Annotated in this window: 10 protein-coding genes; 2 read left to right on the forward strand and 8 right to left on the reverse strand. The window is 65.6% G+C overall.

What is annotated here, in order from left to right; genetic code table 11:
* Positions 1–47: 47 nt before the first annotated feature.
* The 5 genes from pstS to K410_RS0133845 form a co-directional block, all read right to left on the reverse strand.
* Positions 48–1061, reverse strand: coding sequence for a phosphate ABC transporter substrate-binding protein PstS (pstS, locus tag K410_RS0133825; RefSeq protein WP_028138974.1), 1014 nt, complete (start codon positions 1059–1061; stop codon positions 48–50).
* A gap of 144 nt (positions 1062–1205) precedes the next feature.
* Positions 1206–2504, reverse strand: coding sequence for an ATP-binding protein (locus K410_RS0133830; RefSeq protein WP_028138975.1), 1299 nt, complete (start codon positions 2502–2504; stop codon positions 1206–1208).
* 44 nt (positions 2505–2548) lie between these two features.
* Positions 2549–3604, reverse strand: coding sequence for a lysylphosphatidylglycerol synthase domain-containing protein (locus tag K410_RS0133835; RefSeq protein WP_028138976.1), 1056 nt, complete (start codon positions 3602–3604; stop codon positions 2549–2551).
* Between the two features lie 484 nt (positions 3605–4088).
* Entirely contained in the window at positions 4089–4385 is a 297-nt protein-coding gene (locus K410_RS0133840; RefSeq protein ID WP_028138977.1) for a hypothetical protein, read from the reverse strand.
* Between the two features lie 2 nt (positions 4386–4387).
* Positions 4388–5782 carry an OmpA family protein gene (locus K410_RS0133845; RefSeq protein WP_028138978.1) on the reverse strand — a complete coding sequence of 465 codons (1395 nt, stop codon included), beginning with the start codon at positions 5780–5782 and terminating at the stop codon, positions 4388–4390.
* Between the two features lie 164 nt (positions 5783–5946).
* On the opposite strand from K410_RS0133845, the gene K410_RS0133850 reads away from it, so the two are divergent.
* Both K410_RS0133850 and K410_RS0133855 read left to right on the forward strand, forming a co-directional pair.
* The gene (locus K410_RS0133850; RefSeq protein ID WP_028138979.1) at positions 5947–7005 is read left to right on the forward strand and encodes a polysaccharide deacetylase family protein; all 1059 of its coding nucleotides are present in this window, start codon (positions 5947–5949) and stop codon (positions 7003–7005) included.
* A gap of 129 nt (positions 7006–7134) precedes the next feature.
* On the forward strand, positions 7135–7935 hold the full coding sequence (locus tag K410_RS0133855) for an SDR family oxidoreductase (protein ID WP_028138980.1): 801 nt from the start codon (positions 7135–7137) through the stop codon (positions 7933–7935).
* A 176-nt stretch (positions 7936–8111) separates the two neighbouring features.
* Here the strand turns inward: K410_RS0133855 and boxB are convergent, their stop codons facing one another.
* The 3 genes from boxB to K410_RS0133870 form a co-directional block, all read right to left on the reverse strand.
* Complete coding sequence (boxB, locus tag K410_RS0133860) at positions 8112–9563, reverse strand: benzoyl-CoA 2,3-epoxidase subunit BoxB (RefSeq protein WP_028138981.1); 1452 nt, start codon at positions 9561–9563, stop codon at positions 8112–8114.
* A gap of 125 nt (positions 9564–9688) precedes the next feature.
* On the reverse strand, positions 9689–11377 hold the full coding sequence (boxC, locus tag K410_RS0133865) for a 2,3-epoxybenzoyl-CoA dihydrolase (RefSeq protein ID WP_028138982.1): 1689 nt from the start codon (positions 11375–11377) through the stop codon (positions 9689–9691).
* 132 nt (positions 11378–11509) lie between these two features.
* On the reverse strand, positions 11510–12328 hold the full coding sequence (locus tag K410_RS0133870; protein WP_028138983.1) for an alpha/beta fold hydrolase: 819 nt from the start codon (positions 12326–12328) through the stop codon (positions 11510–11512).
* Between the last annotated feature and the right edge of the window lie 146 nt (positions 12329–12474).

Here is a 12474-nt window from a genome sequence, read left to right on the forward strand (position 1 = left end):
TCGCATCGCCAGGGCTGCACCGCGTCCGGGACACGAGAGGGGAGCGCCTAGCTCTTGATCTCGGCAGCCCAGGTCTTCTCGATCTGCTTGACGACCGTGTCGGGCATCGGGATGTAGTCGAGATCCTCCGCCATCTTGTCGCCCTTCTCGAACGCCCACTTGAAGAACTTGATGGCTTCCTGGGACGCCGCCTTGTCGGTCGCATCCTTGTGCATCAGGATGAAGGTCGCGCCGGTAATCGGCCACGAGGCTTCGCCGGGCTGGTCGGTCAGGATCACGTAGTAGTTCTTGGAACCGGCCCAGTCGGCGTTGGCGGCAGCAGCCTGGAAGGCCGCAACGGTCGGCTGCACGGTCTTGCCGGCCTTGTTGATCAGGGCGCCGTAGGTCAGCTTGTTCTGCTTGGCATAGGCGTACTCGACATAGCCGATCGAGTTCTTGGTCTGGCTGACATTGCCTGCGACGCCTTCATTGCCCTTGGCGCCAACACCCGTCGGCCACTCGACCGCAGTACCGGCACCGACCTTGCTCTTCCACTCGGCATTGGTCTTCGTCAGGAAATCGGTCCAGATGAACGTGGTGCCGGAGCCGTCCGACCGACGCACCACGGTGATGGCGTCCGAGGGCAGCTTCACGTTGGGATTGAGCTTGGCGATCGCCGGGTCGTTCCAGGTCTTGACCTTGCCGAGATAGATGTCGCCCAGCAACTCGCCGGAAAACACCAGCTCGCCCGACTTGATCCCTTCGAGATTGACGACCGGCACCAAGGCACCCATCGCCTGCGGCCACTGGATCATGCCGTCCTTTTCGAGCTGCTCAGCCTTGAGGGGCATATCGCTCGCGCCGAAGGTCACGGTCTTGGCCTGGATCTGCTTGATGCCGCCGCCCGAACCGATCGACTGGTAGTTCAGACCGTTGCCGGTCTCTTTCTTGTAGGCGTCGGCCCACTTGGAATAGAGCGGGAACGGGAACGTCGCGCCGGCGCCGGTGATGTCGGCCGCAAAGGCTGCGGTCGCCGATGCGGCGACCAAGCCGGCAGCGACCATCGTCTTGAGGAAATTCATGCTGGTCTCCATTTGGGGGAGCGAAGCGCCATCCGCGCCCGATCGCGCTCCCCACGCCGCCCGTGTAAGAGCGGTCCGCTGTGCTTTTACGAAGGTTTCGTGACAGCTGGATGACACCGACAAGCAATTGATATTGCTTTAATTTCAGGCCGCCGCGGGAGTCTTGATCTGGGGAAAACAGGCGGTGAAAGTGGCGCCCTGCCTGGGCACGCTTTCGATCAGGAGCCGGCCGCGATGGCGGTTAAGAATATGTTTCACCAGCGATAATCCGAGGCCGGTGCCGCCCTGCGAACGGCTGTCGCCGACGTCCACGCGGTAGAACCGCTCGGTCAGCCGCGGCAGGTGCTCCGGCGCGATGCCGGGGCCGAAATCGCGGACCATGATCCGAATTTCCTGAGTTCCGTCAGTGGCCGTGCCCGAGCTCAGCGACACGATGACACGCCCGCCGGAGGCGCCGTATTTGAGGGCGTTCTCGATCAGATTCTCGAACAGGCGAAGCAGCTCCTCGCGGTCGCCGGCGATCATCACCGGGCTGTCCGGCAAATGGATCTCGACCTCGACCTGGCGCTCGCGCGCCAGCGGCTCGAGCCCGTCGGCGACCTGTCGGATGATCGGCAGGAGATCGACCAGGGTGTCGGGCCGGACATGGGCCGACAGCTCGACCCGCGACAGCGACAACAGATCGTCGATCAGGCGCGCCATGCGCGTGGCCTGGTTGTGCATGATGCCGAGGAAGCGCTCGCGCGCCTTGGGATCGTCCTTGGCCTGGCCCTGCAGCGTGTCGATGAAGCCCGAGAGCGCGGCCAGCGGCGTGCGCAGCTCGTGGCTGGCATTGGCGACGAAGTCGGCCCGCATCTCCTCGACCCGGCGCAGCGGCGTCTGGTCGTGGAAGGTCATCAGCATGCATTTGTCGGCGCCACCGAAGCTGGTCGGCACCGGCACCGGCGTGATCATGAGCTCCATCCAGCGATCGACCGGGACATGATCGAGATAGGTCGCGCGCCGCGGCTCGGTGGTCGCGATCGCCTCGCGCAGCGCCGTGATGATCTCGGGCGAGCGCAGCGCGAACTGGGCGAGCTCGTTCCTGCGCAGCGCCGGCGCGAGCTGGGCGGCGGCGGCATTGAGGTGGATGACGCGGCCGGCGCGGTCGAGCAGCACCGCCGGATCCGGCATGCCGGAGACCACCGCGGCCACCGCCGCGCTCTCGACCGGGTTGATGCGCCCGACGTCGTCGCGCGAAGTGGCGGGATCATGCAGGCGCCACGGGATCAGCGCAGCGGCGGCGATGCAGAGGAACACCGCAATGGCGTGCAGCGCCGACAATTCGCCGAGCGAGACCACGACCGACAGCGCCAGCGCCGCAGCGATCAGGATGATCGTCGAGTGCCGCAGCCGGTCGGACCAGGGCTGGGCGGAGGGAGAAGATGGGGCGTCGATCGCCATCGGGGCGGACTTCTCCTGGGAGCTTGTCTCAAAGCTTGGCGCCGTCAGGCGCCGCTGTCGCTACGCTCTCTCACATAAGCGGCTTCGCGCGCCGGACCGGGATCGAGCTTGAGCGCTGCCTGCTGCAGGCGCTTCGATCGTGCGCCGATGATAACTTCGCGAAACGTCAGCAAGATTACAGAGATGACGAACGGAGACAGATAATAGAGCACCCGGAACAGCAGCATGCCGCCGAGCAGCTCCTCGCGGTCCATCTGCCAGAGGCCGACCAGCATGGCGGCGTCGAACACACCGAGCCCGCCGGGCGAATGGCTGGCGAAGCCGAGCAGCGTCGCCGACACGAAAATCACCGCGACCACCACGAAGCCGACATTGGGCTCGTCCGGGACCAGCACGTACATCGCCAGCGCACAGAAGCCGAGATCGATGATGCCGATCGCGATCTGGAGCAGCGTCAGCGGGCCGCCCGGCAGCACCACGGTCCAGGGCCCGCGGCCGACCACGCGCGGCTGGGTCCAGACCCAGACCACGTAACCGATCAGGCCTGCGATGAGCATCAGCGCCAGCGTCCGGTTCAGCCAGGGCGGCAGCTGGTCGATCGAGGCGGCGGCCTCGGGATGATAGGCGATGCCGAGGCCAAGCACGGCGGCATTGCCCAGCCAGAAGGTCAGGCCGGCGAGAAAGCAGATCTTGGCGACGTCGATCGCATTCAGCCCATAGGCCGAATAGATGCGATAGCGCACCGCGCCGCCGGTGAAGACGGAGGCGCCGACATTGTGGCCGATCGAATAGGAGGTGAAGGCGGCGAGCGCGTTGATGCGGTAGGGCACATGGTCGCGGCCGATCGCGCGCACGGCGAAGAGGTCGTAGAAAGTCAGGGTGAAATAGCCCGCGGCGACGAACAGCGCCGCCATCGCAATCTGGGTCGGCTCGGTGCTCTTGATCGCCTCGAGGACCTCATTGAAGTCGATGCCGCGCAGCATGTGGTAGAGCACATAGCAGGCGATGCCGATGACCGCGACGCTGATCACAACGCCAAGCTTATGCAGGACTTGCTTCTCGCGCAGAAACGACGTCGCCCTGCGTATGGCTTCCAGCATCTAGACCTCGAACAACGCTTCAGCGGCCAGAACGGCCGGCGGACAGGCGGACGGCGCTTGGGCACGCGACGACCCCTCGCCGCCGGCTCCGGCATCGCGCATGCCCCCTGCCCCTCCACTAGCGCGTTTTGGGGCGGAGTGGAATTCGCCAATTCGAACAAAAACACGTGCCTTCAATATTTTAGGCAGGGTCCTGGCTCCTGATGCAGGGTTTGGCGCCTCTAGCGGCAAGGCTTGACGCGAATCTCCGTGGCGATCCTGCGCAGAGGCCGTGAAGTTTTGATGATTTCGGCCGCACAATGTTCCGTCACGCCTTAGGCTGACGTCAATCTATGGACGGCGCGCGGCTGTTGAAAGAGGGTGGCTCCGGACCGCGTCGAGGACTCCCGATGCGCCGGAAAGTCGCGGCACCGAAAGGCAGGCCGGGGAGCGGCCGGATCGCCGCGCCGCCAGGCGGCCGGTCCGATCCTCGCGGATCGCAGGCTCAGGCCGCAGGCTGGCTGCGCGCCACCACGCGGTCGCGCAGCCAGGCGCCGACGGTGCAGCCGACGAGGTAGCAGGCGAACATGATCAGGCCGAGGTCGAGCCAGTAGCCGAAGCGGCCGGGCACCACATGGGCGAACGAGGCCGCGACCAGGGCGACGGCGAGCGCGGCGAGCCAACGCGCGGTCACCTTCGAGGTGCCGTTGCCGCGCTGGACCACCGAGATCCAGCCCATGCAGAAGCCCAGCAGCACCGAGCCGATCAGCCAACCCAGATGGAACGAGACGAGATAGGGCATCGTCACCTCACCAGAAATTCGATGCGGCGGTTCTTCGCCTTGCCGTCGTCGGTGTCGTTGCCGGCGACCGGCTGCGTGCTGCCATGGCCGACCGCGGTGAAGCGGCTGGCGGGCAGGCCGGCCTTGACCAGATAGTCGATCACCGCCTGGGCGCGCTTCTCCGAGAGCGCCCGGTTGAAGCCGTCCTCGCCGTCGGCATCGGTATGCCCGGCAACCTCGATATTGACGGCCGGGCAACGCAGCGCCGTCTCGATCAGGTGATCGAGGATGGCGACGGAATCCGGATCGATGTCGGCACGCTTGGGCGTGAAGCGGATCTTGCCCTTGGCCAGCAGGTCGGTGAACAATTGCTGGCACACGGTGCCGTCGACCGGCCCTGCCGCGGGCTTCACGGTGATCTCCGGCTTGTACTGCCAGTGCTTGGGGAAGTCCTTGCCGAGGCCTGCGCGGATGTCGTTGGCGGCCCCCTCGTAGAGCGCGTCGCCCGACAGCTTCACCTCGCGGTCGGACACGACGAGCGTGCCGGTCGACAGCCGCGACAGGGCGCCGAGCGCGGCGACCACGGCCGTGTTGAAGGAGCCGGGGGCGCCGATGCTGGCCTTGAGATTGTCGACCACCTTTTCGGTGAAGAACTTTCGCGACGCGCTGGTGGCGATCGCCGCATGCACATTGTTGTCGGGGACGTAGCCGGTCAGCGTCACGGTCGCCGCGACCGGATCCTTGTAGGCCTGGAAGATGTAGGGCGGCGCCTTGACGTCGTTGGCGGCGACGGAGAAGCCCTCGGGCAGGTTCTTCAGCGCAGCCGCGATCGCCTCGCGGCCGCCGAGCTCGCGCGCCATGCCCGACAGATTGACCTTGGTATCCGTGATCGTGATCTTGCCGTCCTTCAGCTTGCCGATCTGGTCGAGCAGCAGCATCGCGGCGGCTTCGAACCGGGGCGGCGCACCGCGCGCCAGCCCCATCTGGTCGGCCACCTCGGCGCCGCCGACCTCCTTGCGGGCCGCCTCGGTCAGCCGCGCCTTGATCGACGGCAGCGGCGCGGAGCCCGACAGCGTCACCCGCACCACGTCGCGCTCGGCGTTCCAGACGAACGGCTGGGCCTCCGGAACGAGCCGGGTCCGGTCGTCGACCAGGCGCACGCCCGGGACGGCCTCGACCGCCGTCACGGCGTCGCGGCGCCCCTCCTCGGAGAAGGCGTCCGCGACCAGGCTGACGTCGCGGCCGTCGACCGCGATCCGGGTCTTGTCCAGAACGGTCCCCTTCAGCGCGGCCGAGCTGCGGGCCGACAGGTCGGCCTCCACCGGTAAGGTGTTATTCCAGGCCGCAAATCCCCACATGACGGCCAGGGGAATCAGCCCCAGCCACCATTTGCTGGCCCACCTGAAAAGCTTCTGCATTCGACGACCCGAACTCTGGAACCGGAGACAAAACAAACCCTTGGCAGGCTGTCAAACCGGAAATGGCGCCCTTCCGAAGGCACGGATCAGACAATCGGAATAACTTTTTCTTCAAGGGTTCTTCCGTAAGTTGAGGACGGAATGCCAGAGTCCGCCGACGGGTCATGAAACAACTACGTAACAACGTCATCCGCGCCGGGCTGGGAGCACTTTATTTCAGCGGGGCGCACCATCTGCTGCGGCCGCTTTTGTCGGGCGTCGGCGCCATCTTCATGCTGCACCACGTGCGGCCGGCCCGCGAGGCCGCGTTCCAGCCGAACCGGCATCTCGAGGTCACCCCCGAATTCCTGCGCGCCACGCTGTGCCATTTGCGCTCGATCGACGTCGATATCGTCACCATGGACGAGCTGCATGAGCGGCTGGTGCAGGGCCGCTTCGACCGCCGCTTCGCCGCCTTCACCTTCGACGACGGCTATCGCGACAATCTGGACCACGCGCTGCCGGTGCTGCGCGAATTTGACGCGCCGATGACGGTCTATGTCGCGAGCGATTTTGCCGAAGGCACGGGACGGCTGTGGTGGACGGCGCTGGAGGCCGTGATCGCCAAGGCCGAGCAGATCGACATCAAGATCGGCCATTCCGCGCTGCGGCTCGATGCGACGACGCCCGCGGCCAAGCAGGCCGCGTTCGACCGCCTGCACGACTGGCTGCGCGCGCTGCCGGGCGAGCATGATCTGGCGCGGGAGATCGAAGCGCTGTGCGCGGCGTACGACGTCGACATGGCTGCGCTGTGCCGCAGCCTCTGCCTGTCCTGGCCCGAGCTGAAGACATTTGCCGCCGATCCGCTGGTCACGATCGGCGCGCATAGCGTCAGCCATTGCAACCTCGCCAAGCTGGCGGAAGACATCGCCGCACAGGAGCTGGCCGTGAGCCGCGCGCGGATCGAGCAGGTGCTGCAATGCCCCGTGCTGCATCTCGCCTATCCCTATGGCGACCGCGGGGCCGCAGGCGTGCGCGAGTTCGGCATGGCTGCGACGGCCGGCTTCAAGACCGCGGTGACGACGCGGCCCGGCATGCTGTTTGCCGAAAATGCCGGCCAGATGACGGCGCTGCCGCGCGTCTCGCTCAACGGCAATTACCAGGACGCGCGGATCCTGCCGGTGCTGACCTCGGGCGCCGCGACCGCGATGTGGAACGGTTTCCGCCGGATCGCCGCGGCCTGACCTAACCGCACACTCAGACCTCATCCTGAGGAGCGCTCCCAAGGAGCGCGTCTCGAAGGATGGGCCGCAGCGCCTTCCTTGACTCCCCTCCCCGCCCCGCCCAAAACAGCGCCAACCAAGGGAGGCCTCATGTTCAACGACCTGTTCTCGCTCAAAGGCCGCGTCGCGCTGGTGACCGGCGGCTCGCGCGGCATCGGCAAGATGATCGCGGCGGGATTTCTCGACGCCGGCGCCGCCAAGGTCTACATCACCGCGCGCAAGGCCGGCCCCTGCGAGGCGACCGCCAAGGAGCTCACCGCGCAATATGACGGCGAGTGCATCGCGCTGCCGATCGACATCTCCACCGTCGAAGGCTGCGACCGGCTGGCCTCCGAGATCATCAAGCTGGAGCCGAAGCTCGACATCCTCGTCAACAATGCCGGCGCGGCCTGGGGCGCGGAGTTCGACGAATTTCCCGAAAGCGGCTGGGACAAGGTGATGGACCTCAACGTCAAGTCGCTGTTCTTCCTGACCAAGGCGCTGGCGAAACCGCTGCGCGCGGCCGCAAGCGCGGAACGTCCGGCCAAGGTGATCAACATCGCCTCGGTCGATGGCATCTTCGTCAACCCGGGCGAGACCTATTCCTATGCCGCCAGCAAGGCCGCGGTGATCCACCTGACTCGGCGCATGGCGACCAAGCTGATCAAGGACAACATCAACGTCACCGCGATCGCGCCGGGCGCCTTCAAGTCCGACATGAACCGGGCCGCGCGCGACCACGGCGACGAGGTCGCCCAGCGCATTCCGGCGCGGCGGATCGGAAGCGACGAGGACATGGCGGGTGTGGCGATCTATCTCGCCTCGCGCGCGGGCGATTACGTCGTCGGCAACACCATCGCGGTCGACGGCGGCGTGGTGTACGCGAATGCGGGGCTGGAGATCGCGGGGTAGAGGGCGCGGTTTGGCAAAGGCCGCACCTCACACTCCGCTGTCATGCCCCGCGAAGGCGGGGCATCCAGTACGCCGCAGCTTGCCGGCTTGATGACTGGTGTTCTCTGGAATACTGGATCACCCGCTTTCGCGGGTGATGACACCATTTGTGTGGCAAGAGCGTCTCCCCCTGACGCTTACGACTCGATCTTCACGTATTCGAAATCGCCGGGCTTGTTGTCGATGCCGACCTTGGGCGGCGAGATCCAGGAGGCGTATTTGCCGGTCTCGGTCACGGGCTGCATCAGCGAGGTGATGAAGTCGCCGTCGCTCGCCGACGGCAGCCACTCGTCCTTGCGCTTGGCCCAGGTGGCATCGTCGATCAGGATGCCGTCGGGCGTGGCGTGCACGTCCTTGAACTCGCCGATGTGGCGGTGGAAGGCGACGTTGGGAAGCGTCAGCTTGAAGTCGTAGCCGGCGGTCGAGATCACCTTGTTCCAGCGCAGCATGCCCTTGACGCAGTCCTGGCTGTAATCGTCGCGCAGGCGCATGTTGAGCGCGGTCAGCGCCGGCTCGTCCACGAGCTTGATCTCACCATTGATCAGCTTGAGCACCGGATAAGTGGAGTTCTTGAGCTGGTGATCGTCCTCGATCTGGGTCTCGTGATAGCGGCCCTTGATGCCGGCGTTGAAGGCGTTGGCCGCGTTGGTCGAGACCTCCGAGCCGAACAGGTCGAGCGACAGCGTGTAGTGCAGGTTCAGCTTCTTCTGGATGGTCGGCAGGTCGATCACCCCGAGCGCGCGCACCTTCGCGATGTCGGTGGGATCGGTGATGCCGGCCGCGCGCATCGCATCGCAAGTGCGCTGCACGACGCGGGTGATGCCGGTCTCGCCGACGAACATGTGGTGCGCTTCCTCGGTGAGCATGAAGCGGCAGGTGCGCGACAGCGGATCGAAGCCGGACTGCGCGAGGCTGTGCAGCTGCATCTTGCCGTCGCGGTCGGTGAAATAGGTGAACATGAAGAAGGACAGCCAGTCCGGCGTCGCCTCGTTGAAGGCGCCCAGCATGCGCGGCGCGTCGGCATCGCCGGAGCGGCGGCGCAGCAGATCATCGGCCTCCTCGCGGCCGTCGCGGCCGAAATATTTCTGCAGCAGGTAGACCATCGCCCAGAGATGGCGGCCTTCCTCGACATTGACCTGGAACAGATTGCGCATGTCGTAGAGCGAGGGCGCGGTCTTGCCGAGATGGCGCTGCTGCTCGACCGAGGCCGGCTCGGTGTCGCCCTGGATCACGATCAGGCGGCGCAGCATGGCGCGATGCTCGCCCGGGACCTCCTGCCAGGCCGGCTCGCCGTAGTGCTCGCCGAACGGCACGACGCGGTTCTCTTCCTGCGGCGCGAGCAGGATGCCCCAGCGATATTCGGGCATGCGGACGTAATCGAACTTGGCCCAGCCGCGCGGATCGACGGAGTAAGCGGTGCGCAAGTACACCAGCGATTCCTGGAAGCCTTCCGGCCCCATGTCGCTCCACCAGTCCATGTAGCCGGGATGCCAGCCTTCCAGCGCCTTGAGCACCTGGCGGTCTTCGGCGAGGTTGACGTTGTTCGGAATCTTGGTCGAGTAGTCGACGTTCATGATGTTCATGTTCATGGCCGTGCTCCTTGCGATCTCTTTTCCGTCATGCCCGGCCTTGTGCCGGGCATCCACGTTCTTGCTTCCTTGAGCCAAGGACGTGGATGGCCGGGACAAGCCCGGCCATGACGCAGTGAATGTCGTTACACCCGCGTCATATCGAATTTCGGCTTCTGGCCGCTGCCGTAGCGGCGCAGCGCGCCTTCCTCGCCGACGGCGTTGGGGCGCTGGAAGATCCAGTTCTGCCACGCGGTGAGGCGCGAGAAGATCTTTGATTCCATGGTCTCGGGGCCGACGAAGCGCAGGCTCGCCTCCATGCCGGTGAGGCTGTCGGGCGAGAAGCTGGCGCGCTCCTCGAGAAACACGCGGACCTCGTCGTCCCAATCGATGTCGTCGAGCGCGAAGGTGACGAGGCCGAGCTCCTCGGCCTGCTCGGCGTCGAGGCTGGTGCCGAGCGTCGCTTCCGCGCGCTCGACATCGGAGGGATCGGCCTGGAAGCGCGATTGCAGCCGGGTCAGGCCGTGGCTCATCGGATACGGCCCGAAATTCATGGCGGACAGCTCGATCGACGGCGGCGGACGGTTGTCGCCCTGGCGCGTGCCGATCAGCATGTAGGAGCGGTCGGCGGCGAACACGAGCTCGGCCAGCGTGCCGGCAAAGCAGGAGCCGGGCTCGACCAGCGTCACCAGCGTGCGCGAGGTGACGTCGATGCGCTTGAGCACGCGCTTCCAGTAATGCCTGATCTCGTTGACCAGCCAGTGCGCCTTGTTGGCTTCGAGGAAGGCGTCGTGGGAGAGCACATGGGCGCGATCGCCATGGCTCTTGAACACCAGCATGGCGATCTCGAGCTCGTTGATGCGCAGATGCAGGATGGCGTCGTCGAGCTCGCGCGCGATCTGCAGCGGCCAGAACGCGGCGCCCTGCGCCATCATGCCGTCGATGTCGGCGGGCGGCGCGGCCTCCGGCGCCTTGATCGAGATGGTGGCGATGCGCGCCGCACGGTCGATGTCGACGGTGACGAAGCCGTAGCGGATGCTGTTCTGGTCGATCACGCGCTTGAGCGGCGTCAGTGCGATGCCCTTGCCGCTACCCTTGCGTTTCGAGGCCGCGGCGAATTCCTTGGCGCGCTCGGCGATTTTCGCTTCCAGCTTGGAGTTCGGCGCGATCTCGTCGACGAGGCGCCATTGCACGGCGCGCTTGCCCTTCACGCCTTCCTCGATGGTGCAGAAGAAATCGGCGTGGTCGCGGCGCACCTTGCGCTTGTCGACCACACGGGTGAGGCCGCCGGTGCCCGGCAGCACCGCGAGCAGCGGCACTTCGGGCAGCGCCACGGCGGAGGAGCCGTCATCGGCGAGGATGATGTGATCGGTCGCGAGCGCCAGCTCATAGCCGCCGCCGGCGGCCGAGCCGTTCACCACGGTGATGAAGCGCTGACCGGAATTCTCCGAGGAATCTTCCATGCCGTTGCGGGTCTCGTTGGTGAACTTGCAGAAATTCACCTTGTGGGCGTGGGTCGAGCCCGCCAGCATGCGGATATTGGCACCGGCGCAGAACACGCGGTTCTTGGCCGAGCGCATCACCACGACCTTGACCTCGGGATGCTCGAAGCGCAGCCGCTGGAGCGCGTCCGCAAGCTCGATATCGACGCCGAGATCGTAGGAATTGAGCTTGAGCAGGTAGCCCTCGAACAGGCCGCCGTTCTCGTCGACATCCATGGTCAGCGTCGCGACGTCGCCGTCGACCGCGAGCTTCCAGTGCCTGTAGCGGGACGGTTCGGTCTGGAAATCGATGAATGTGGCGCCGCCTGCGAGGCGCCGATCTTCCCCGGCCATGGGTCATCCCTGAGCTTGATTATGCATTTTGCCGTAGCGTTAGATGCACAATAGTGCATCTTCCCGAGCGCGTCTAGCCCTCAATCGCGATAGCATGCACTTTGTTTCATGTAGAGCCGTTCTTTGCTACCGTCACGCGGCGCGCCCCTGCAGACCCAGGTCATCGCGCAGCGCCGCTCGCGCGAATTGCTCGACTGCCTCAAGCGTCGCCGCCGGGGCTTCGCGATGCGGGGAATGTCCTGCGTTTGGGATGACGGTCAGATCGACCGGGCAGTAGCACTCTTCCCGTGCGATCTCGGCCTGACGCAGGGTGCCGTATTGGTCGTCCGCGCCCTGCACGACCATGATGGGGACGCGGATATAGGCGAGGTAGTCCGAGATGTCCCAGTCGCGGAACTTCGGATCGAGCCAGGCACCGTTCCAGCCGTAGAAGGCGTTGTCGACGTCCTTGTGCCAGCGCGCCAGCTTTGTCTTGAGGTCGGTGGTCTCGAACGTCGTCTTGATCGCGGCGATGGACTTGATGGAGATGTCCTCGACGATGAAATGCGGCGCGATCAGCACGAGCCCGTTCAGGCGATGATCCTGATGCGCTCCGGCATAGATCGTGGCGATCGAGGCGCCGTCGGAATGGCCGAGCAGGAGACCACGCTTGAACGGAATCGCGTCGAGGATTTTCGGCAGCACGTCCAGCGCCTCGCGCTGCATGTAGTCGAGCGGCCGCGGCAGCGCGACCGGGCTCGACTGACCGTAGCCCGCGCGCGAGTAGAGGAAGATGCCGGCTCCGGTGGCCTGCTGGAGCTTCTCGGGGAAATCGCCCCAGAGCCCGACCGAGCCGAGGCCTTCATGCAGCATGACGATGGTGGGCGCATCGGCCGTTTGCGGCGCGAGCCATTTGTATTCGAGGCTGGCGCCATCGATGTTGAGGAAGCCGGTGGGGGTGAGTGTGTTCATTTCTGCGCTCTTCTCTCTCTGTCGTCATGCCCGGGCTTGACCCACGGCTGTCCGGTTTAATTTTGGCATAGTCTTAAGCTCATCTGGCGGTCGTTTCTGATCATTGGGGGCGGTGGGTCGAGAAGGTGATCGATCTGCCGCCGCTG

The sequence above is a fragment of the Bradyrhizobium sp. 22 genome (genome assembly GCF_000482425.1).
Classification (GTDB): Bacteria; Pseudomonadota; Alphaproteobacteria; order Rhizobiales; family Xanthobacteraceae; genus Bradyrhizobium; species Bradyrhizobium japonicum_B.

Bases quoted from the DNA above. Each gene is read 5' to 3' on its own strand.
- pstS (WP_028138974.1), bottom strand. From the start codon at position 1,061: ATGAATTTCCTCAAGACGATGGTCGCTGCCGGCTTGGTCGCCGCATCG.
- K410_RS0133830 (WP_028138975.1), bottom strand. From the start codon at position 2,504: ATGGCGATCGACGCCCCATCTTCTCCCTCCGCCCAGCCCTGGTCCGAC.
- K410_RS0133835 (WP_028138976.1), bottom strand. From the start codon at position 3,604: ATGCTGGAAGCCATACGCAGGGCGACGTCGTTTCTGCGCGAGAAGCAA.
- K410_RS0133840 (WP_028138977.1), bottom strand. From the start codon at position 4,385: ATGCCCTATCTCGTCTCGTTCCATCTGGGTTGGCTGATCGGCTCGGTG.
- K410_RS0133845 (WP_028138978.1), bottom strand. From the start codon at position 5,782: ATGCAGAAGCTTTTCAGGTGGGCCAGCAAATGGTGGCTGGGGCTGATT.
- K410_RS0133850 (WP_028138979.1), top strand. From the start codon at position 5,947: ATGAAACAACTACGTAACAACGTCATCCGCGCCGGGCTGGGAGCACTT.
- K410_RS0133855 (WP_028138980.1), top strand. From the start codon at position 7,135: ATGTTCAACGACCTGTTCTCGCTCAAAGGCCGCGTCGCGCTGGTGACC.
- boxB (WP_028138981.1), bottom strand. From the start codon at position 9,563: ATGAACATGAACATCATGAACGTCGACTACTCGACCAAGATTCCGAAC.
- boxC (WP_028138982.1), bottom strand. From the start codon at position 11,377: ATGGCCGGGGAAGATCGGCGCCTCGCAGGCGGCGCCACATTCATCGAT.
- K410_RS0133870 (WP_028138983.1), bottom strand. From the start codon at position 12,328: ATGAACACACTCACCCCCACCGGCTTCCTCAACATCGATGGCGCCAGC.